The sequence below is a fragment of the Flavonifractor sp. An306 genome, from assembly GCF_002159455.1.
In the GTDB taxonomy this organism is placed as follows: Bacteria; Bacillota; Clostridia; order Oscillospirales; family Oscillospiraceae; genus Flavonifractor.
Genome location: NZ_NFIQ01000002.1, coordinates 78,854 through 100,057, shown reverse-complemented (window position 1 = coordinate 100,057; position 21,204 = coordinate 78,854). Strand labels below are relative to the sequence as shown.

Here is a 21,204-nt window from a genome sequence, read left to right as displayed (position 1 = left end):
GTTCCTTTGTGTGTTCCCGCTCCTACAGGGGGCTGAACATCAACTTTGGAAGCCCGGAACGGAATTTGGCGTTCAGGAAAGGCTTCTATATCTCGGTTCCCGACCCAGGCAGGAAAATCTACTGTATCAGAGCGGGCGTGATTTGGGGGCAATCTGGAAATGGGCGGGAGATGATCTCCCGCCCATTCTTTGCGCCATCAGAGGGGCAAGCCCTCCGCCAGTTCGTCGAACCGACCCCGCTGCTCATCCAGCCAGGCCATGAATGCGCCCACGTCCGCTTTTTTACGCTGGACATCCCTTTTTCTTTCCGTCGCCTCGTCCCGGAACGCCTTGAACGCTGTTTCCAACTCCGCCATGCGCCCGGCATCCACGTCGGAATCGCGGCGGAGTTTTTTCATGCGGTTGTACCAGTACATATAGGCGGCCCGGTAGTTGCTCTCCGCCGCGTCGCCTTTCACGCTGTCGTCGTACCTCTTTCGGTTGTCCCTCTGCTGGGCCTTGCGGCATCCCTCGCTGCAAAAGCCCTTGACCTTGGCTGTCTGGGCCACATACAGCCGTCCGCAGCGTTTGCAGTATTGAAAGAACGCCTGCTTGGTGTAGACCGTGTTCAGATAGTGGACATAGAGCGGCAGGATGGAGAAGTCGGTTACATGGTAGACCGTCATGGGCCTGCCCGCCTGGTACATCACCCAGGCCGGGAAGTCGAAATATTCCCCGCCCAAAAAGCGGTAGAGGTCGGAGTAGGTGTAGACCATGTGCCAACTTTTGATCTGCTGCTCGTGGCTGATGCGGACAGGACAGATGATCTGATCCAACCTGTCGTTGATCTCACTTGTCTCCGGCAGATCCTTGACGGCCTGATACTCCTGCCAGAGCCGCAGGGCCACAAAGCGCCATACCAGGTTGCTTGATGCGTAGAGTTCCGCCGTCACCCGCATGGCTTTTTCCAGCAGGTCGGGCCTGTGGTGTACCGTGTCAGGCCGAAAGCCGGTGGCAGCATCTATGGAATCCAAGGGGCGGGTTTCAAACAGTTCGGAGATCATGGTTCCCATGGGCCGCACCTCGTCCACCAGGATCACAGGCTCCGGGTTGACGCAGCCCTCGAAATACCGGGCAATTTCTTTCATCTCCCCAATGATGATCCGCTCCGTCTGGTACGCCATGTCCAGCGACAGGGCCATGGCGCAATGCTCTGTGCGTGGAATGTTGCAGGAAACCGTATGCGAATTTTCTGGTTTTCTCTGAAAGAACGGCATAGCGCATAAACCCTCTTTCTGCTTTATGCGAATTTTGTAAATCTTCTGGTTTTCTCCTGTTAATGATAACCCGTATTCGTTGACAAGTCAAGACTATTTTTAGTTTAATGAATATGCGAATTGCAATAGCGGCCGGTGTGAGTGGATGGAGTGGCCTCCCATCCTGCTGGCTATCACGAAAGAAAGGAGAACATCCCTATGCTGAATATCCGAGATATGCGCATCGATCCGGCCTGCCTGGGGCAGAAGAAACTGCTGGTGGATATTGTGCCCGTATATGAGTACCGCGACAACAAACGCACAGATACGGTTGTGGCGTACCGCTACATCGTCGCTCTGCCCGAACTGCGTCTGGAGAAGATCGGCGTCAAGATTGAAGGCAGGCAGCTCTTGGACAAGCCGGAGAACTTCGTGGAAGTGGAGTTTGACGGCCTGGAAGTGAGCGCCTATGAGAGCCAGGGCCACACTCAGATCACGGCGAAAGCCACCGGCGTGTCGCTGGTAAGCCAGGGTAAGAAGCCCGTCTAAGACAGCGGCGGCGCGGAACTGCCGGAGGGGATCAGATGATTTCCTCTTAGGGAAAGCATCCCCCTCCGGCAAGCGCAGCGCCGCCGGGGGATAAAGGTGGGTAAGCATTGCCCACCTTTATCCATCGCACATCGCAATCGCAAAATACGCAGAGAACGGAGGATCAACGATGGCGGCAGCAGACCCGCAATCCAGGAAATGGCAGTTGACCATCAACAATCCCCAGGACTGCGGCCTTGACAGGGAACGCCTGCTGGACATTTTAAGCCGGTTCTCCCTGGACTACTTCGCACTCAGCGACGAGATCGCGTCTACTGGCACACCCCATACCCATGTGTTTTTGTACGCGCACTCCAATCTACGGTTCTCCACGATCCACAACAGGATTCCTACAGCACACATCGAAAGGGCGCTGGGGACCGTGCAGCAAAACCGGGACTATATTGCAAAGACTGGAAAATGGGCTGATACAGACAAAGCGGAGACACAGGTAGAGGGCAGTTTTTATGAATGGGGCACCCCTCCGACAGAACAGGAGGAACGCTCCCCCGCCATGACAAAACTGCTCCAGAGCGTGAAGGACGGGCGATCCACCCTGGAGATCATTGAGGAAACGCCAGGCTTTGCCTTCAAGGTCAGGGACATTGAAGCACTGCGCGAGGCAGTCACAGCGGCGAAGTACCGCAGACAGAACAGGGATTTGACGGTCTATTACTTATTTGGCGCAACTGGCGCAGGAAAGACGAGAGGCATATACAACGACCACCTCGCCGACGAGATATGCCGCATTACAGACTATGGCGGGAAGAACGGCGTCCGCTTTGACGCATACCATGGGCAGCCGGTTTTGGTATTCGAGGAATTTCATTCACAGATCCCCATTGAAAGTATGTTGAACTACTTGGACGTCTACCCCTTGATGCTCCCGGCCCGGTACAGTGACCGGGTGGCCTGCTATACGACGGTTTATATCACATCCAACATTCCACTGGAAGAACAGTATCAGGAAATACAGAAACGAAAGCCAGAAACGTGGCGGGCTTTTGTGCGCCGCATCCATGTGGTTCGGGAGTATCTGCGTGACGGCACGATCCAGGAGGCGATCTATCATGCGAAACGAAAAACGGAATAGGCGGACACGGACAGGCCGCCGCGACTTCTGGCGGAGTTTTCCGCTGGGCCTTGTGGATCTGTCTGATCTGCCGCTGAAGGCGCCCTGGGTGGGCGTTTATCTGGTGGGGGCTGTTTGGATATGGGGCAAACGAAAGGACGCCCTGGGGCTGCTGGAGAGCGCCCCACTGGTCAGCCCGGTCATGGACGCTCTGCTGCGAAACATCTTCCCGGCCTACCTGCTCCTTGGCGCGTTGGCGCTGGTGGTGCTCATGCTGTACCCCATGGGCAGGAAAGCGGCGGAAGATGACTTGCAGCGGGTGGGGCTGGTCAACCACGCTGGGGAGGCACCCCGCCTGCTCCGCAAGCGGCGGGACATGGAACACCCCAACGTCACGATATGGGAGTTCGATAACCGAGGCATCCCCCTGAAAGAGTGGGAGGACAAGCAGGGCCGGATCGAGGCGGCCCTGGATCTTACCATAGCAAAGGTGAAGTATGGAAAGGGCAAGCGACGCGTCCTGCTGTATGCCGTACCCGCAAGGGGCGGCCTGCCGGAACGCATCGACTGGAAGGACAAATATCTGCCCAGGGATGATTTTGTCCTGGCCCTGGGGGAAAGCCTGCTGGGGCCGGTGACCGTCGATCTGGACAAGATCCCTCATATCCTGCTGGGCGGCTCCACGGGGAGCGGCAAGAGCCTTTTGTTGAAGTTATTGCTCATGCAGGCACTCCAGAAAGGGGCAGAGGTCTACGTCGCCGACTTCAAGGGCGGCGTGGATTTCCCAAGGGCATGGCGTGAAAGGTGCAGGATGTGTTTTACGGAAAGCGACCTGCTCCAGACCCTCGACCAACTTGTGGCGATCCAAAAGGAACGGTCTGCGCTGTTTTCCAATACTGGCTGCGACAAGTTGAGCACCTACAACAAGGCGGCGGCCCGCCCCCTCCCCCGGCTGATCTTCGCCTGCGACGAGGTGGCGGAGGTGCTGGACAGGACAGGACGGAGCAAGGAGGGCAGAGAGATGGTGTCCCAAATCGAAAACCGGCTGGCGACACTGGCGCGGTTAGGCCGTGCCTTTGGCATCCATCTGATCCTCGCCACCCAGCGGCCAGACACCAACGTGATCCCCGGCCAAATCCGCAGCAATATGGATTTCCGGGTCTGTGGCAGGGCTGACAACATCCTTTCCGGCATTATCCTGGGCAACGCCGCCGCAGACGAGCAAATCCCAAAGGATGCGCGTGGCCGCTTTATCACCGGCGACGGCACCGTGTTCCAGGGCTACCTGTTCGATCAGGACGGCCTATAGCGAGGTACTGACCATGGCACAAGAAAGCAAATTTGATACCGCGACACTGATCAGTGAGCGGGGACTGTTCCTGACGATCTACGATATTATGGACTTGCTGAAAGTCTCCCGGCCTGTCGCTGACCGCCTGCTGAAAACCGGCAGGATTCCAGCGGCCAAGGTCAACGGCAGGCAGTACCGTGTTCGGGCAGATGATTTTGTAAAGTGGTGGGATCATGAAGTCAAACAGGAACAGAAAAATATTTTAAGAGGTTGCCTGCCGAAGTAGGCAACCTCTTTCTGCTGTTATACGCTATTTTTGCAGCGCAAAAATCCAAAATCAGAAATCGTAACATTTTGCATCGAAACAGAAATAAAGAGTTGCAAAATCAAATGATTTTGCAACTTTTTGGAGCAGGGTACGGGAGTCGAACCCGCCTATTCGGCTTGGGAAGCCGACGCACTACCGATGTACTAACCCTGCATATCAAATTTTCATAGCGTTCCTTTTAGCGTTCCAATGAGCGGCTGATATTGCTCATTATAACCGCAGCCCCTTGAAAAATCAAGATTTTTCTCCCGACAGATGTGAAACTTGGGAAGCTGACGTTCTACCACTGAACTATACCTGCTTATGGTAGCCGACTGATAAAGTATAGCATAGCAGCGGCTGTTTTGCAAGAGTTTTTTTGTCATACGGATAAAATGTATCATGCGGAATCCCTTGCAAAAATGGAGGAGACATGGTATTATAATAACTAAACTGCAGGTTCGATTATTGAATTGGAAAGGCTGGAATTACGATGAGCAAGAAGCAGGCGCTGACAGAATTTCATCGCGGCTCCATCCTGGCGGCTGCGGAGCGGCTGTTTGCGGAAAAGGGTACGGAAAAGACCACGATGGATGACATTGCCCGGGAAGCGGAGTACAGCAAAGCCACGCTGTATGTCTATTTCCAGAGCAAGGAAGAGATTATTAACGCCATTCTGCTCAGCGGCATCGTGCTGCTGAAACGGAAGCTGCATGAGGCCATTGAGAGCCACAAGGATTGGTACCAGGCCTATGATGCGGTGTGCCGGGTGATCGTGCGCTTTTACGATGAAAATCCAACCGCCTATGACGCCGCCACAGGGGTGATGCCCCTGGCCCAGACCTCTGAAGAGATGCAGAAGGGCCAGGCGGATATCCTCCGGGTAACGGGGGAGATTGACGAGGAGATGTCTGCCTTCCTGGTGCGGGGCATGGAGGAGGGCGTGGTACGTACCAAGCTGCCGCCTATGGAGACCGTGTTGCTGTTTTGGTCGGCTTTGTCCGGGATTATTCATATGGCAGAGTATCGGGAGGATTTCCTGCAAAAAACGCTGGGCCTCTCCCGGGAAGAGTATTTGGTCCATGGCGCCCGCCTCCTGCTGGACGCTTTGGTAAAGACCGGACAATAAAGAAAGAGAGAAGCGGCCGCCTGAAGAGGCGGCCGCTTTCTTTCTGCTGTTTACTCTGCGGTAATGACGGCGTGTTCCCCATCTGCGGAGGCGTGAATGGCGGTAAGCGGATGGAGGTAGCTGTCGATGAGCTTGGTGGCGATATCGTCCTCCAGATCCTTTTGAATCTGGCGGCGCAGATTGCGGGCGCCATAGGTCTGAGAGTAGGACTGCTTGACCAGGTGATCCAGCAGAGCCTCGTCCCAGGTAAAGACAATCCCTTTTTCTTTCAGGGTATCCCGCAGCTCGCCCAGCATGATGCCGGCAATGGCCTTGAAGCTGTCTTCGGAGAGCTTGTTGAAATACACAATCTCGTCTACCCGGTTGATGAACTCCGGCCGCAGGAAGGACTCCAGCGCCTTCATAGCCCGCTCTTTGCCCTGCTGGTCGGCTGTACGGCCGAAGCCCACAGAGCCGGCAGAGGTGCGGGCGTCGCTGCCCGCGTTGGAGGTCATGACGATCACGGTGTTCTCAAAGTTTACATTGCGGCCCTGGGCGTCGGTGATATGGCCGTCGTCCAAAATCTGCAGCAGGATGTTAAGCACGTCAGGATGGGCCTTTTCGATCTCGTCGAACAGGATGACGCAGTAGGGTTTGCGGCGCACCTTTTCAGTGAGCTGTCCCGCCTCGTCATAACCCACATAGCCCGGGGGAGAGCCGATGATCCGGGAAACGGCGAACTTCTCCATAAACTCCGACATATCCAGGCGGATCAGGGACTCCGGAGAGTGGAACATATCCATGGCCAGCCGCTTTACCAGCTCGGTCTTGCCCACGCCGGTGGAGCCTACAAAGATAAAGGAAACCGGCTTGCGCTTGGAGGCGATGCCCACCCGGCCCCGGCGCACGGCTGCGGCCACGGCGTGAACCGCCTCGTCCTGTCCGATCAGGTGCTCCTTCAGCCGGTCCTCCAGATGGGCCAGCCGCTCGTACTCGGCCTCCTGAATCTGGCTGGCGGGGATCTTGGTCCACAGCTCAATGACCTTGGCCAGGTGCTCCACCGTCAGGGGAGGGGCGCTTTGAGCGTCCAGCTTGCTCAGCTCATCCTGGAGCTGAATCTCCCGGCTCTTGATGGTGGCCAGCCGCTCATAGTCCCGGCTGCTGCCCTGGTCGGCCAGCAGCTTGTCCCGCTCCTGGGAGAGGTTGTCCAGTTCCTTGCGGAAGGTGGCCTGCCGCCGCTCATTGGCGTCCAGCGCCTCGGTGGTGGCGGGATTTCCGGTGAGGGTGTCGTGCTCCGCGGTGAGCTTGCTCAGCTCCCGGCGCAGCTCGCTCTGCCGGCTCTCGTTGTTCTTCAGAGCGGTCTGACGTTTGTAGTCCCGGTCGTTGGCCTCTACCATCAGATTCTCCCGCTCCTGCCCCAGGCTTTCCAGCTCCTTTTTCACCTCCACCTCACGGGCCAGAGCCTTGTTGTGAAGGTTGACGTCGGAGCAGGCCTCGTCGATCAGGTCGATGGCCTTGTCGGGGAGGAAACGGTCGGTGATGTACCGCTCGCTCATGGTCACCGCCAGGCGGCACATCTCAGGGGAGATGGAGACGAAGTGGTACTTCTCATAGTAGGGGGCGATGCCCTGCAGGATCTTCGCGCTGTCCTCAATGGAGGGCTCCTCCACGATCACCGGCTGGAACCGGCGCTCCAGAGCGGAATCCTTCTCAATGTATTTCCGGTACTCGGTGAGGGTGGTGGCGCCGATCACCTGGATCTCCCCCCGGCTGAGGGCGGGCTTGAGGATGTTGGCGGCGTTCATGGAGCCCTCGGCATCGCCGGCACCCACGATGTTGTGGACCTCGTCAATAACCAGAATGATATTGCCCAGCTTCTTGATCTCCTCAATGAGACCCTTCATCCGGCTTTCAAACTGGCCGCGGAACTGGGTGCCTGCCACCAGGGCGGTCAGGTCCAGCAGATAGACCTCCTTGTCCAGCAGCTTGTAGGGTACGTCCCGCTGGTAGATCTTCTGGGCCAGACCCTCGGCAATGGCGGTCTTGCCCACGCCGGGCTCGCCGATAAGGCAGGGGTTGTTCTTCTGGCGGCGGTTGAGGATCTGGATGGTGCGCTGAATCTCCTCGTCCCGGCCGATGATCCGGTCCAGCTTGCCGTCGGCGGCCTTCTGGCTCAGAGAAATACAGTAATTCTCCAGGAACTTTCGCTTGGGGGGCTTGTCGCCCTTTTTCTCCTTGTCGCCCCGCTCCTGACGGGCGGAATCCCGCTCCGGGGGCTGGGACTGGGGACTCTGAGCCGCGCCAAACAGCTTATTCAGGAAAGGGAAGGTGGCGGTTTTGCCCTCGTCCTCCTCATCCTGCTCCCCGTCCTCGTTGGGGACCAGACCTTCCATGCCCTCGGCGCCGCCAAAGGCGGACATCATCTCATTGGTCAGACCCTCCAGGTCCTCGTCGGTGATGCCCATTTTCTGCATCATATCTTCCACAGGCTTGATGCCCATTTCTTTGGCGCATTTCAGACAGAGCCCCTCGCTTTTGGTGGTTCCGCCCTCCAGCTTCTGGATAAAAATAACGGCTACATTTTTGTGGCATCTGGAACAGAGTGTAGGTTGCATGTGTGTCAGCTCCTTTTGGGGGACAAATTCCCCCGGAGGATTGATTCTAACCCGAAATTGTGAACTGGGTATGAATCCTTCCCGATTTCTGAAATATTATGACAGTCCGCTCAGCAGCGCGGCGGGATCGGCGGACATGAAGAAGCGCAGCAGGTAGGTGTGTTCCGCCGCCTCCCGGGGGAGGATTCCCCCAAAGAACTGGAGCAGCCAGACGGCGATAAACAGGATGATGCAGGCCTTGAGCAGGCCGAACAGGGCGCCCAGGCCCTTGTTGAGGAAATGGAGGCCGGGCAGCTTGGCCACCAGGTCCAGTCCATGGCTGATCAGCTTCCAGATAATCAGAATCAGCACGAAACAGATCAGGAACAGAACAAGGTAGGCGGCTGATTGGGCAATGGCGGCGGCTACCTGAGCGGCAGCGCTGGCGGCCACTTCGGTCATGCCATCCTCCACCGCCTGGTCCACACGGTTGACCAGGGTCTCATAAAAGCCCATGTCCCGCAGAGCGTCCAGTACGTCCTGGAGGGGGAGGGAATCAGGGGAGACATTTTCCCCATCGGAAGTGAGGTCGGTATGGAGCTGGCTGTCCTGAATTTGCTGGTTCAGCTGTTCCTCAATAGCGGCGGCAAACCGGGGTTCCAATGCGTCGGCCACCATGGGAGAGAGGGTGCGGGCCACGAAGCTGGCGCCCACAAAGGCCACCACCACTGCCAGCAGACCGCACAGGGAGAGGATCAACCCCCTGTGCGCGCCCAGAGCGGCGAAGAGGATCAGGATTGCCACAATGATCAGGTCAAAAATAAGATAAGCTGTCATGGAATGCCTCCCGAAAATCAGGGTACGTAAAGACGGGCGGTGGTACTGTCAATGAGCATAGCGCTGCCGTCGGACTGCTGGAGCACGGTTTGCGCCCCCTGGGTGCCCTCCAGCGTGCTGTAGACCTCCAGGTCCTGATTATAGATGTCCAGCCGGTCGGCGGTGAGCAACGCCACATAGCGGCCGGCGGCAGAGAGGGAGAGCACCTGCTCCTCAATGGACAGGAGGGCCTGGGTTTCCCCGTCAGCGTTCACCACCCACAGCTCCGCAGAGGTGCCCGCCCGGAATTTGCCAAGCAGCAGTACTGCGGTGCCGTCCCCGTCCAGGGAAAAGCCTTTGAGATAGAGGTCGCCGTAATTGCAGCTGCCTGTCACCGTCCCGTCGGTGGAGAGGATGGAGAGGGAAGTCTCTCCCAACGCCCAGATGCCGCTGTTGTCCCAGCGCATGGCGAGGATTACGTCCCCGCCCACCGGACAGGTCCAGTCCGGTTCGGTCTCCTCCTCGGTGCGGTTCAGCTGGTAGAAGTCCACCCGGCTCTCAAAGGCATTGTCGTTCAGCCCCAGGGTGAGCAGGGCCAGGGACTTGCTGTCGGGGGAGAGCACCGCGTCCATCACGAACCGGCTGGACAGGTGGAGCTGGATCTGGGGAGAGAAGGTGTTGTCATATACCGTGACAATGCCCTTGTATCCGCTCTCCTGGCTGACCACCACCAGCCAGCCCTGGCTGTTCATGGAGGCTGCCAGCAGCTGCTGCCCATCTTCCAGAGACAGGGAAAAGACCTCCGCCCGGTCTCGGTATACGAACAGGGACTGACCTCCGGCGTCGTAGACCAGAGCGGCGTTTCCCACGGTATCCACCACGGGATTCTGGATGGATACCGCCTGGTCCAGACTGACCTGTTCGCTGCCGGAATAGAGGCGGACATCTTTTCCGGAGCAGACCAGCAGCTCGTGGTCCAACACTGCGAACTGGCTGGACTCTCCGCCCTCAAACACAAAGGATTCGCTCTGGCCGCTTTCGCTGCGCTCCAGATTGCGATAGGTAAACCAGCGCTTGAGGGAATCAAAATTCAATTTATCATAATTGACCACCAGCGCCACCGCGCCGACCATCAGCGCCAGTGTGACCAGAAAGGCCAGAAAGCGGACGAACAGGTTGGGTGGTTTCTTGTCTGGCGGGGCCTTTCGGCCCGGGTTCATCTCGTCCATTGTATGCTCCTCACCGGGAATTATGCGGAGGGCTACAGCACGTCCTCCTGGTACCACAGCCTGGTCATGTACAGCCCGCCGGGGGGGACAGTGGGTCCGGCGGCTGTGCGGTTGCGCCCCTCCAGAATGGCGGGTACGTCGTCGGGGGAGAATTTCCCGTCGGCGGCATAGACGCAGGTGCCCACCATGGCCCGTACCATATTGTAAAGGAAACCGTCGGCGCATACCTTGCATGCAATCATATCCCCGTTGCGGGAGATCTCAAAGTAGTGTACCGTCCGCACCGTGGTGCGGGTCTCGGTACCTACGGAACGGACGGCGGCAAAGTCGTGGGTGCCGACAAAATGAGAGGCCGCCCGCTGCATCACCTGCTCGTCCAGCCGCTTGGGGTAGAACCAGGCACGGTCCACATAAAAGGCGTTGCGGATGTGGGAGTTATAAATGCGGTAGGTGTACTCCTTTTTCAGACAGGAGCCGATGGCGTTGAATTCCTCCGGTACTTCGGTGGCCTTCACCACCACAATGTCGTCCGGCAGGCGGGTGTTCACCGCCAGGGGAAGCCGGTCGCAGGGGATCCGGGAGGAGGTGCGGAAGTTGGCCACATAGGTCTCCGCATGGACCCCAGCGTCGGTGCGGCCCGCTCCGGTACACTTGACCGGGTGCCCTACTACGGAGGCCAGGGCCTTTTCCAGGGTCTCCGCCACCGTGACGGCGTTTTTCTGTACCTGCCAGCCGTGGTAGGCGGTGCCCACATACATCAATCTCAGCGCGATATTTCTCATTATGTCTCACCAACCGAACCGTCCCAGCACGCCGATGGCCACACACAGGGCCACCGCCAGCACCAGAGCGGCGTAGTCCACACCGGTCAGCCTCAGCTGCCGCAGGCGGGTGCGGCCCTCGCCGCCGTGGTAGCAGCGGCATTCCATAGCCACCGCCAGCTCGTCCGCCCGGCGGAAGGCGGAAATAAACAGAGGTACCAGCAGGGGGACCAGGGCCTTGGCCTTCTGCAGGAGGTTGCCTGAGTCAAAGTCGGCTCCCCGGGCCTTCTGGGCGGACATGATCTTGTCGGTCTCCTCGATCAGGGTGGGGATAAACCGCAGGGCAATGGACATCATCATGGACAGCTCATGGACGGGCACTTTGATAGCCTTCAGCGGGTTCATCAGCCGCTCCAGGGCGTCGGTGAGCTGGATGGGGGAGGTGGTATAGGTCAGCAGGAAGGTGCAGGTGATGAGCATGGCAATGCGCAGCACCATGGCGCAGGCCGCCCACACACCCTCCCGGTAGATGGTAAACACCCAGAAGGAGACCAGCGGCTCCCCCTGGCCGGGGGTGTAAAACAGATTGAGCAGGCCGGTGATGAGCACGATGATGAAGATGGGCTTCATGCCCCGCAGGATGCTCTTCAAACCGATCTTGGACACGGCGATCAGGGCGGCCAGCAGCACCAGCATAATGGCGTAACTCACCAGCCACTTGGCCAGGAACAGGGCCACGATATAGGCGATGGTGCCGATAATCTTGACCCGGGGGTCCAGCCGGTGGATGATGGTGGTGCCGGGGAAGTACTGGCCGAGGGTAATATCTTTCAGCGCCATTTCACTTCCCCTCCTTTCGGGCCAGGGCAGCCAGAATGGTGTCTCTGGCCTGCTCAATGGTATACACCGAGGGGTCGATGTCCACCCCCATGGCCCGCAGCCGGTGGAACACCCGGGTCATGGCGGGCACGCCCAGCCCCATCTGCTCCAGCTCATCCCCATGGGCAAAGACCTCCCGAGGCACGCCGGAGAAGGGGATCTTGCCGTCGTTGACCACCACAATCCGGTCCACAGTCCGGGCCATCTCCTCCATGGAGTGGGAGACGATAATGATGGTGGCGTTTTTGGCCTGGTGGTAGTCGTGGATATTGCCCAGAATGGACTCCACGCCCACCGGATCCAGTCCGGCGGTGGGCTCGTCCAGAATGAGCACCGAGGGCTCCATGGCGATGACGCCGGCGATGGCCACCCGGCGCTTCTGACCGCCGGAGAGCTCAAAGGGGGACTTCTCCAGGGTCTCCTCCTTCAGGCCCACAAACTGGGCGGCCTGCCGCACCCGGCGGTCGATCTCTCCCTCATCCAGCCCCATGTTGCGGGGGCCGAAGGAGATATCCTTATATACGGTCTCCTCAAAAAGCTGATACTCCGGGTACTGGAACACCAGCCCCACCTGAAAGCGGGTCTGGCGGGTGCGCTCCTTGGTCTCCCAGATATCCTTGCCCTCAAACAAAACCTGCCCTGAGGTGGGCTTCAGCAGTCCGTTGAGGTGCTGGATCAGGGTGGATTTGCCCGACCCGGTGTGGCCGATGATGCCCAGGTACTCTCCGCGGTAGGCGGTAAAGTCCACGTCCACCAGGGCCCCGTGCTCAAAGGGGGTGCCGGCGGAGTAGATGTGGCTCAGCCGCCGGGTCTCAATAATCGGTTCCAAATGCCTCATTCCTTTATCTTGGTGGTACATGCCCTCAGGCTGGGGTCACGTCCTTGTTCAAAAGCCCTGCCAGAACGGCGGCGCACTCCTGGTCGCTGAGGGCGTCCAGCGGCACGTCTACCCCCGCCTGGCGCAGCTCCCACAGCAGCTGCGTGGTCTCAGGTACGGTGAGGCCCACCGCCTTCAGCTCCTCCACCCGCTGGAACACGTCCTTGGGGGCGCCGTCGGCGACGACCTTGCCCTTGGCCATGACCACCAGCCGGTCGGCCTGGGCGGCCTCGTCCATGTGGTGGGTGATGAGCACCACTGTCACCCCGGAGGCGCGGTTGAGCTCCTTGATGGTTTTCAGTACCTCCGAGCGGCCGATGGGGTCTAGCATGGCGGTGGGCTCGTCCAGCACGATACACCGGGGCTGCATGGCGATGACGCCGGCGATGGCGATGCGCTGCTTCTGTCCGCCGGAGAGCAGGTGGGGGGCGTGTTCCCGGTACTCGTACATCCCCACAGCCTTCAGCGCGTCGTCCACCCGGCGGCGGATCTCCTCCGGGGGTACGCCCAGGTTCTCCGGGGCGAAGGCCACATCCTCCTCCACCACGTTGGCTACAATCTGATTGTCCGGGTTCTGGAACACCATGCCGATGGTGCGGCGGATGTCCAGCAGCCTGTCCTCATCGGCGGTGTCGATGCCGTCCACGTACACCTTCCCGCCGGTGGGCAGGAGGATGGCGTTGAGGTGCTTGGCCAGGGTGGATTTGCCCGAGCCGTTGTGGCCCAGCACGGCAACAAAGGAGCCGGCCTGAATCTCCAGATCCACTCCATCCAGCACCACGGGGGCGGGAATGGTCTCCTCCTGATAGGAGAAGCGCAGCCCCTCTGTTTTTAAAATGGTATCGCTCATGGCAGATGATCTCCCTTTATTCGGCAATCCACCGGCCGGTGGCCCCGCAGGGCAGAGCCAGACCGGTGGCGGTCACCGGCAGGCCCAGCTCCTGGCTGTCGGTGTGTCCGCCGTGATGCCGGGCTACCAGAGTCTCCAGCAGATAGGTGAGCACGGAAGGAGACAGCCCGGTGGTATAGGAATTGATGAGGAAGAACAGGGGCTGGTCGCTGAGTACCTGGGTTACCAGCTCCACAAAGGGAAACAGGTTCTCCTCCAGCTTCCAGATCTCCCCGGAGGGACCCCGCCCGTAGGAGGGTGGGTCCATGATCACCGCGTCATACCGGCGGCCCCGGCGGATTTCCCGCTCCACAAATTTGCCGCAGTCGTCCACGATCCAGCGGATGGGGGCGTCCTCCAGCCCGGAGCTTTTGGCGTTCTCCCTGGCCCAGCTCACCATGCCCCGGGCGGCGTCCACATGGCACACGCTGGCTCCCGCCGCGGCGCAGGCCACGCTGGCTCCGCCGGTGTAGGCGAACAGATTCAGCACGCTGATGGGCCGCCCGGCGGCACGAATACGGGCCATGGCGAAGTCCCAGTTGGCGGCCTGCTCGGGGAACAGGCCGGTGTGCTTGAAATTCATGGGCTTGATGTTAAAGGTAAGGCCCTTGTAGCCCAACGTCCACCGCTCCGGCAGCTCCTTTTTGACCCACTGGCCGCCGCCGGTGGAGGAGCGCTGATAGCGGGCGTCCTGCCTGCGCCAGCCGGGGTGCTTGCCCTCCGGCCGCCAGATGGCCTGAGGATCCGGCCGCACCAGGGTATATTTCCCCCAGCGTTCCAGCCGCTCTCCGCCGCCGCAGTCCAGTAATTCATAGTCCTTCCAACCGTCCGAGATCCACATAGCTTCCAACCTCGCCACTTCTTGTCATAATCATCCCATTATATCATTTGCCTTTGGCCCCGTCAATGTGAAGAAAGAATTGTGTTATGGGAGAACTTGTGTTAAAATAGCGCCATAGATCGAAATTCCCCTGTGGAGCACCGCCTGGGGGAATGAACCAGAAGAAATGAGGTGTCCCATATGAGCGACACGGAGCTTCAGTTCCGCACAGCGGCCTTTGGCGGATTCCAGAAGCAGGATGTACTGAACTATATCGAGGCATCCAACCAGACCCACCGGGACAAGCTGGACGAGCTGAACCGGGAGCTGGAGGAGGCCAAAAAGACCGGCGCTAGCCTGGAGGAAGAGGCCGCCGGACTGCGCCGTCAGGCGGAGGAGACCGCGGAGACGGTCCAGCGCCTGGAGGGCGAGCTGGAGGAGGCCCGGAGCCAGGCGGAGGAGCTGAAGGGGCGCCTTGACGAGACAGGGGCGGAGCTGACCCGGGTGCGGGAGGCGTTGGCCGGGGCGGAGAGCCGGCTGGCTCAGGCTGAGCCGGCGGCTCAGGCCTATGAAAAGGTGAAGGACCGCACCGCCAGCATCGAACTGGAGGCCCATTGCCGGGCCCAAGCGGTGGAGGAAGAGGCGGAGGAGCGGGTGGAGAAGGCCCGGCAGGATCTGGAGCAGTGGCTGCACAAGGTGCAGCGCAGCTACGAGGAACTGCGCACCGACATGGACGCCACCATCTCCCACACCGCCGGAGAGCTGGAGCGGGTACAGGCCGCTCTGGAGTCCATAACCAACCAGTTCTGCGCCCAGGATGAGCGGCTGGACAAGATGGTTCAGGCCTGTGTGGGGGAGCGCAAGGCGCCCGAGCCGCTGCCGCTGGAGGAAAAGCAGCAGAAAAAGAAAGGATAAGCTATAACAGCCGGCAGGCACCGTCAGGTGCCGCCGGCTGTTTCTTTTGCCGGCCGGGGAGATTTCCCCTTGCCATTTCCAAAAAAATGTTGTATCCTGTGGTTAGTTAGAGCTAACTATCTGAGTGGAAGGAAACGCAGGGTGAGGCGGTATGTTGGAGGAATTTCTGCGGGAAAGAGAAGGGGCGGATACCCGATGGTATCCGGTGATGGAGGGGGTTACGGCGTGCAGCTTCGCCCTGAAGGGAGAGCCGATGGAGAGGCCGGACCCGGTGGTGGAGCCCCAGCGGTTTGAGACCCTGTTCTGCCGGGGCGGAGGCCTGACCCTGGAGCGGAAGGACGGCCGCCGTCTCCGGGTGGAAGGGGGCGGGATCCTGCTGCTCTCCCACGGCCAGGCCCTGCGGGGCGTGCGGCTGGACGGTGGCCTGCGGGGGGTGCTGGTGGCGGTGAACGCCCCGGCGGCCCGGGAGAGTCTGGCGGCGCTGTGCGGACTGATGGGGGAGCTCAGGCTGGACACCGGTGCGGTCAAACGGTGGATGGAGCAGAGGGAAGGGTGCGGCCTGCTGGCGGATGTCCCCTGGTCCCGGGCGGTGTTTGGGGCGCTGGACGAACTGGACGGGCTGGAACAGAGCCGTTATTGTGTCTGGAAAGCGGTGGAGCTGCTCTATCTGCTGTGCCAGCGCAGCGGCTGGCTGGATAACGAGCGGTCCTTCGGGGGAGAGGAGGAGCCTCTGGGGGCCTATCTGGAGGCCCATCTGGAAGAAAAGCTCACCATTGAGGTCCTCAGCCGGCGGTTCTGTCTTTCACCTACCGCGCTGAAGCTCCGCTTTCGCCAGATCTATGGTCAGCCGATCCACACCTGGCTTCAGCGGCGGCGGCTGGAGCGGGCGGCGGAGCTGCTGGCCGCCACGGCCATGACCGTGCTTCAGGTGGCCCAGGCGGTGGGATACGACGGGGTAAGTCAATTTAACCCGGCGTTCCGGCGGCAGTACGGCTGCACGCCCACCCAATACAGAAAAATGTCTAAATCCGGCGGTTTGCATCCGCTTCCGCAAGACGGGCGGCCGTAGGGCCGCTATAATGGGATATCTGAAAAAGAAATTGCTTGATAGGGAGGGATTCCTTTGAAGCAGCATCGGTTTTGGGCCTGGGGCGCGGTGATCTGCATGTTGATGGTCATGGTGACGGGCTACAGACGGAAATAACGGAAAGGAAGTCAGAACAATGAATGTGTATACCAAGCTGGCCTGTTTTGTGGGCGGCGCGCTGTTTGGTTCGGTGGGTGTCAAGCTGCTTACCAGCAAGGATGCCAAAAAGGCCTACGTCCATGTGACGGCGGCCGGTCTGCGGATGAAGGACGCGGTGATGGAGACGGTGACCACCGTGCAGGAAAACGCCGCCGATATCATGGCCTCCGCCAAGGATCTGAACGAGTCCCGGGCTGCCGTTGAGGCGGAGGAGGACACCCTGCTGGATGGCCAGGAGGCCTGAGAAAAGCCGAAGGGGGAGCCGTCAAAACGGCTCCCCCTTTCCATGGAGGAAACGGGTATGAAAGCGACGATTCTGCATGAGAGCCGGGGCCGGGTCCGGTTCCGGCTCTGCCAGCAGCGGCTGACCCTCAGACAGGCCGACCTGCTGGAGACTTGGCTTCAGCGCCAGCCTTGGGTGCGGTCTACGGCGGTACATGAGCGGACCCGCTGTGTGATCCTGGCCTATAGCGGAGAGCGGGAGACGGTCTTTGCCGCCCTGCGGGCATTTTCCTGGCAGGCGGCGGAGGCGTGCGTGACCCTGCCCAGCCACAGTACCAGGGCGCTGCGCCGGGAGTTTGAGGAAAAGCTGACGGGCAAGGTACTGCTGAAGGCGGCCAGCACGCTGTTTCTCCCGCCGCCGCTGCGGGCGGCCCGGGTGCTGTGGCATATGCTTCCCTTTATGAGACGGGGACTAAGCTGCCTGCGGCAACGCCGGATCAAGGTGGAGCTTTTGGACGCTCTTTCCATTGGGATTTCGGTGGCCCGTGGGGATTTCGGCACCGCCGGTTCGGTGATGTTCCTGCTGGAGTTGGGCGAGCTGCTGGAGGAGTGGACCCGGAAGAAATCGGTGGCGGATCTGGCGCAATGTATGTCGCTGAACGTGGATCGGGTGTGGCTGCGGGGACCGGAGGGAGAACACCTGGTTCCCATCAGCCAGGTCCGTCCTGGGGACGTGGCGGTGGTCCGTGCCGGCGGCGTGGTCCCGCTGGACGGTCTGGTGCTGGAGGGGGAGGCAGCCGTCAATCAGGCCTCCCTCACCGGAGAATCCATTCCGGTGGTCAAGCGGCCCGGCGGCATGGTCTATGCCGGTACCGTGGTAGAGGAAGGGGAGTGCGTGCTGGAGGTGAAGCAGGCCTCCGGCCAGAGCCGCTATGATCAGATTGTGGCGATGATCCAGCAGTCGGAGCAGATGAAATCCGCAACGGAGAGCAAGGCGGCGGAGCTGGCGGACCGGCTGGTGCCCTATACGCTTGTCGGCAGCCTGCTGAGCCTGCTCCTCACCCGCAATCCGGCGCGGGCCCTGTCGGTGCTGATGGTGGACTTCTCCTGCGCGCTGAAGCTGGCCATGCCTCTGGCGGTGCTCTCCGCCATGCGGCAGGCAGGAGAGGCGCACATTACTGTCAAGGGCGGAAAATTCCTGGAGGCCGTGGCCCGGGCCGATGTCATTGTCTTTGACAAGACAGGCACCCTCACCCATGCCTGCCCCCGGGTGGTTCAGGTGGTGCCCTTTGACGGCAGGGAGGAGAGGGAGATGCTCCGTCTGGCCGCCTGCCTGGAGGAACACTTTCCCCACTCCATGGCAAATGCCGTAGTGGAGGAGGCCAGACGCCAGGGACTGACCCATGAGGAGTTCCACTCCAGGGTGGAGTATCTGGTGGCCCATGGCATTGCCAGCACGGTCAACGGGGCCCGTGTGCTGATCGGCAGCGCTCACTTTATCTTTGAGGACGAGGGCTGTACCGTTCCTCAGGGGGAGCAGGAGCGATTTGACGCCCTGCCGTCCCAGTATTCCCATCTGTACCTGGCTATAGGGGGACGGCTGGCGGCGGTGCTGTGTATCGCCGACCCTGTGCGGGAGGAAGCGGGACAGGTGCTTGCCGCCTTGCGAAGCCAGGGGATCACCCGGACGGTGATGCTGACCGGAGACAGCGCTCGTACCGCCGCCGCCATTGCCGCCCAGGTGGGGGTGGACGAGTTCCAGGCCGAGGTACTGCCTGAGGACAAGGCCCGCTATGTGGCCCGGCTGCGGCAAGCGGGACATACCGTGCTGATGGTGGGGGATGGGATCAACGATTCCCCCGCTCTCTCTGAGGCGGATGCCGGGCTCGCCGTCAGCGACGGGGCCGCCATTGCCCGGGAAATCGCGGACATTACCATTTCCGCCGAAAGCCTGTGGGAGCTGGTGGAACTGCGGCGGCTGGCTATGGAGCTGATGAGGCGTATTCGCTCCAATTACCGCTTTGTGATTGGTTTCAACGGAGCGCTGATCGCGCTGGGCGTGGTGGGTATTCTGCCCCCAGCCATGTCTGCTACCCTGCACAATCTCTCCACGCTGGGGGTCAGCCTGCGCAGTATGAGCCCTCTGCCTCTGGAAAGAAAAAAATAAAGAGAAAGCCCGGCGCATCAACGATGCGCCGGGTTTTTCAAGCATTGGCAGCCAGTAGCAGCCGCAGCAGCCACTGAGGAGTATGGGGCAGCTGTGCCTGGAGATAGGGCAGAACTCCGTCGCCCAAGACATCCACCTGCGCCCAGGTGAGGGCCAGACCCTGGGTGGAACGGGCGGAGTCCCCAATGGCCAGGACAGAGCCGGAGGCCATGCCGCCGGCGGCATACTGTCCGAAGGCAGCTCCGCCCAGAGCGATATACCGGCTGACAGCCCCGCCTCCCATGGCAAAGCCCAGACTGAACGCAAAGCCGCCCACTGCGGCCAGCAGGCCCAGAGCCAGCCCGCCCAGAGCTACCCCTCCCACAGCCGTGCCGCCCAGGGCCAGCAGCCCCAGGGAGCCGGCGCCGACAGAGAACAGGCCGGCGGAGAGGCCGCCGACTGCCACCACGCCGGAGGCAAAGTTGCCGATGGCGATGACCCCTTTGGCGCGCTGAAAGCCGGGGCCCAGGTTGATATGGACCAGCGGGAGGCCGAAGAGGGTGGTTTTGCTGCGAAATTCGTACCGGTAGCCCCAGCTGTAATAGTTATGGACCACGGTGGGCTGGGACTCGGTTTGGGGCTCGATGCCTCGCACCAGATAGTCCAGGCTTACGCCGAAGTAATCCGCCAGGGCAGACAGGTTTTGGATATCCGGTGTGGAGATGCCTGACTCCCATTTCTGGACTGCCTGGCGGGACACCCCCACCACGTTGGCCAGCTCCTCCTGAGAGATACCTCGACCCTTGCGCAGAGAGTAAAGCCGTTCCTGAAACTCCATGGTGATGACCTCCTTTTTCGGGGCCATCTTACCAGGCAGACCCGTTTTTTGGCAACCAACCGGGGCGTCCAATCTGACAACCAGGGGTTGCGTCCCCGAAAAAGACCGGTTTTACACCCGCCCGATATCGGTGCGATAATGCATATCTGTAAAGTGAATGTGCTTGGCAGAAATGTAAGCACCCTGGATGGCCGCCTCCAGATCAGGGCCGGTGGCGGTAACACCCAACACCCGGCCGCCGTTGGTGAGCACCGCTCCATCCTTGCCCAGCTTGGTGCCGGCGTGGAACACGGTAGCGGTCTGGGACGCCTCCTCCAGACCTGTAATGGGATATCCCTTTGCATAGCTGCCGGGGTAACCGCCGCTGGCCAGCACCAGGCAGCAGGCCGCGCCCTCCTTCCAGCGCACGTCTACCTGGTCCAGGGTGCCGTTTCGGCAGGCCAGGAACAGGTCCATCAGGTCGGAGTCCAGCAGAGAGAGTACCGCCTGGCACTCTGGGTCCCCGAAGCGGGCGTTGTACTCCACCACCTTGGGGCCGTCGGGGGTGAGCATCAGGCCAAAGTAGATCACCCCATGGAAGGGGCGGCCCTCCGCCTTGAGGGCGGCCACCGTGGGCAGGAAGATCTCCTCCATGCACCGCTTGGCGATCTCCGGGGTGTAGTTGGGGGAGGGGGAGATGGCCCCCATGCCGCCGGTGTTGGGCCCCTGGTTGCCGTCATAGGCCCGCTTGTGATCCTGAGAGGAGGGCATGGGGAGGATATGCTCCCCGTCGCAGAAGGCCAGCACTGTCACCTCCGGCCCGGTCATACACTCCTCGATGACCACTTTGGTTCCCGCGTCGCCGAATTTGTGGTCGCCCATCATGGCCCGGACAGCCTTTTGGGCCTCGTCCACAGTCTGGGCCACCACCACGCCCTTGCCAAGCGCCAGGCCGTCGGCCTTCACCACAATGGGGGCGCCCTGCTGGGCCACATAGGCCAGGGCTTGGTCCATGTCGGTGAAGGTCTTGTGCCTGGCGGTGGGGATGTGGTACTTTTCCATCAGAGTCTTGGAAAAGCTCTTGCTGGCCTCGATGATGGCGGCAGCGGCGTTGGGGCCGAAGGCGGGGATGCCCGCTTTGTCCAGCTCGTCCACCATGCCAAGAGCCAGGGGATCATCGGGAGCCACCACCACAAAATCCATGTGGTTGTCCACGGCCCAGTCCACCATGGCCTTCACATCGGTGGCGGCGATGGGCACGCACTGGGCAATGGCGGCGATGCCGCCGTTGCCCGGGGCGCAGTAGAGGTGGTCTACCTTGTCGCTCTTGGACAGGGCCCAGGCGATGGCGTGCTCCCGCCCGCCGCCGCCTACGATCAGTACATTCATGCA

20 protein-coding genes and 1 tRNA gene are annotated in these 21,204 nt (G+C 60.6%); 9 read left to right on the top strand and 12 right to left on the bottom strand.

Annotation, left to right across the window (positions count from 1 at the left end; genetic code table 11):
• Positions 1–197: 197 nt before the first annotated feature.
• Positions 198–1,181, bottom strand: a complete 984-nt coding sequence (locus B5F88_RS01070; protein ID WP_087341151.1) for a hypothetical protein — start codon at positions 1,179–1,181, stop codon at positions 198–200.
• A gap of 273 nt (positions 1,182–1,454) precedes the next feature.
• Here B5F88_RS01070 and B5F88_RS01065 point away from each other — a divergent pair, with 273 nt between their 5' ends.
• The 4 genes from B5F88_RS01065 (at position 1,455) to B5F88_RS01050 (ending at position 4,472) form a co-directional block, all read left to right on the top strand.
• Complete coding sequence (locus B5F88_RS01065) at positions 1,455–1,784, top strand: hypothetical protein (RefSeq protein WP_087341150.1); 330 nt, start codon at positions 1,455–1,457, stop codon at positions 1,782–1,784.
• A 169-nt stretch (positions 1,785–1,953) separates the two neighbouring features.
• Positions 1,954–2,916, top strand: a complete 963-nt coding sequence (locus B5F88_RS01060; protein ID WP_087341149.1) for a viral replication protein — start codon at positions 1,954–1,956, stop codon at positions 2,914–2,916.
• Positions 2,894–4,204, top strand: a complete 1,311-nt coding sequence (locus tag B5F88_RS01055) for an FtsK/SpoIIIE domain-containing protein (RefSeq protein WP_162612089.1) — start codon at positions 2,894–2,896, stop codon at positions 4,202–4,204. Before B5F88_RS01060 ends, B5F88_RS01055 begins: the two co-directional genes overlap by 23 nt.
• 13 nt (positions 4,205–4,217) lie before the next feature.
• Positions 4,218–4,472 (top strand): helix-turn-helix domain-containing protein, encoded by a 255-nt coding sequence (locus B5F88_RS01050; protein WP_162612088.1) that lies wholly within the window; start codon positions 4,218–4,220, stop codon positions 4,470–4,472.
• Positions 4,473–4,593: 121 nt separating this feature from the next.
• Here B5F88_RS01050 and B5F88_RS01045 read toward each other — a convergent pair.
• Positions 4,594–4,667 (bottom strand) — tRNA-Gly (locus B5F88_RS01045).
• Between the two features lie 319 nt (positions 4,668–4,986).
• Here B5F88_RS01045 and B5F88_RS01040 point away from each other — a divergent pair.
• Entirely contained in the window at positions 4,987–5,622 is a 636-nt protein-coding gene (locus tag B5F88_RS01040; RefSeq protein WP_087341146.1) for a TetR/AcrR family transcriptional regulator, read from the top strand.
• 50 nt (positions 5,623–5,672) lie between these two features.
• Here the strand turns inward: B5F88_RS01040 and B5F88_RS01035 are convergent, their stop codons facing one another.
• The 8 genes from B5F88_RS01035 to B5F88_RS01000 form a co-directional block, all read right to left on the bottom strand.
• The gene (locus B5F88_RS01035; protein WP_087341145.1) at positions 5,673–8,216 is read right to left on the bottom strand and encodes an ATP-dependent Clp protease ATP-binding subunit; all 2,544 of its coding nucleotides are present in this window, start codon (positions 8,214–8,216) and stop codon (positions 5,673–5,675) included.
• A 96-nt stretch (positions 8,217–8,312) separates the two neighbouring features.
• The gene (locus tag B5F88_RS01030) at positions 8,313–9,032 is read right to left on the bottom strand and encodes a CvpA family protein (protein ID WP_087341144.1); all 720 of its coding nucleotides are present in this window, start codon (positions 9,030–9,032) and stop codon (positions 8,313–8,315) included.
• Between the two features lie 17 nt (positions 9,033–9,049).
• Positions 9,050–10,240 carry a DUF5711 family protein gene (locus B5F88_RS01025; RefSeq protein WP_087341143.1) on the bottom strand — a complete coding sequence of 397 codons (1,191 nt, stop codon included), beginning with the start codon at positions 10,238–10,240 and terminating at the stop codon, positions 9,050–9,052.
• A gap of 32 nt (positions 10,241–10,272) precedes the next feature.
• Positions 10,273–11,022 carry a tRNA pseudouridine(38-40) synthase TruA gene (truA, locus tag B5F88_RS01020; RefSeq protein ID WP_087341142.1) on the bottom strand — a complete coding sequence of 250 codons (750 nt, stop codon included), beginning with the start codon at positions 11,020–11,022 and terminating at the stop codon, positions 10,273–10,275.
• Positions 11,023–11,028: 6 nt separating this feature from the next.
• On the bottom strand, positions 11,029–11,841 hold the full coding sequence (locus tag B5F88_RS01015) for an energy-coupling factor transporter transmembrane component T (protein ID WP_087341141.1): 813 nt from the start codon (positions 11,839–11,841) through the stop codon (positions 11,029–11,031).
• Between the two features lies 1 nt (position 11,842).
• Complete coding sequence (locus tag B5F88_RS01010) at positions 11,843–12,718, bottom strand: energy-coupling factor transporter ATPase (RefSeq protein WP_087341140.1); 876 nt, start codon at positions 12,716–12,718, stop codon at positions 11,843–11,845.
• 25 nt (positions 12,719–12,743) lie between these two features.
• Positions 12,744–13,607, bottom strand: a complete 864-nt coding sequence (locus tag B5F88_RS01005) for an energy-coupling factor transporter ATPase (protein WP_087341139.1) — start codon at positions 13,605–13,607, stop codon at positions 12,744–12,746.
• A 16-nt stretch (positions 13,608–13,623) separates the two neighbouring features.
• Positions 13,624–14,487, bottom strand: coding sequence for a class I SAM-dependent methyltransferase (locus B5F88_RS01000; RefSeq protein ID WP_087341138.1), 864 nt, complete (start codon positions 14,485–14,487; stop codon positions 13,624–13,626).
• 180 nt (positions 14,488–14,667) lie between these two features.
• Here B5F88_RS01000 and B5F88_RS00995 point away from each other — a divergent pair, with 180 nt between their 5' ends.
• The 4 genes from B5F88_RS00995 to B5F88_RS00980 all read left to right on the top strand — a co-directional run bounded on the left by B5F88_RS00995 (position 14,668) and on the right by B5F88_RS00980 (position 19,016).
• Entirely contained in the window at positions 14,668–15,381 is a 714-nt protein-coding gene (locus tag B5F88_RS00995) for a hypothetical protein (RefSeq protein WP_087341137.1), read from the top strand.
• 151 nt (positions 15,382–15,532) lie between these two features.
• Positions 15,533–16,450 carry an AraC family transcriptional regulator gene (locus B5F88_RS21695; protein ID WP_087341136.1) on the top strand — a complete coding sequence of 306 codons (918 nt, stop codon included), beginning with the start codon at positions 15,533–15,535 and terminating at the stop codon, positions 16,448–16,450.
• A 154-nt stretch (positions 16,451–16,604) separates the two neighbouring features.
• Positions 16,605–16,871 carry a DUF6110 family protein gene (locus B5F88_RS00985; RefSeq protein WP_087341135.1) on the top strand — a complete coding sequence of 89 codons (267 nt, stop codon included), beginning with the start codon at positions 16,605–16,607 and terminating at the stop codon, positions 16,869–16,871.
• A gap of 57 nt (positions 16,872–16,928) precedes the next feature.
• Positions 16,929–19,016 (top strand): heavy metal translocating P-type ATPase, encoded by a 2,088-nt coding sequence (locus B5F88_RS00980; RefSeq protein WP_087341134.1) that lies wholly within the window; start codon positions 16,929–16,931, stop codon positions 19,014–19,016.
• A gap of 37 nt (positions 19,017–19,053) precedes the next feature.
• Here B5F88_RS00980 and B5F88_RS00975 read toward each other — a convergent pair whose 3' ends face one another.
• Positions 19,054–19,833, bottom strand: a complete 780-nt coding sequence (locus B5F88_RS00975) for a helix-turn-helix transcriptional regulator (RefSeq protein ID WP_087341133.1) — start codon at positions 19,831–19,833, stop codon at positions 19,054–19,056.
• A 111-nt stretch (positions 19,834–19,944) separates the two neighbouring features.
• Positions 19,945–21,201: a phosphoribosylamine--glycine ligase gene (gene purD, locus B5F88_RS00970; protein WP_087341132.1), complete on the bottom strand. Its 1,257-nt coding sequence runs from the start codon at positions 21,199–21,201 to the stop codon at positions 19,945–19,947.
• Between the last annotated feature and the right edge of the window lie 3 nt (positions 21,202–21,204).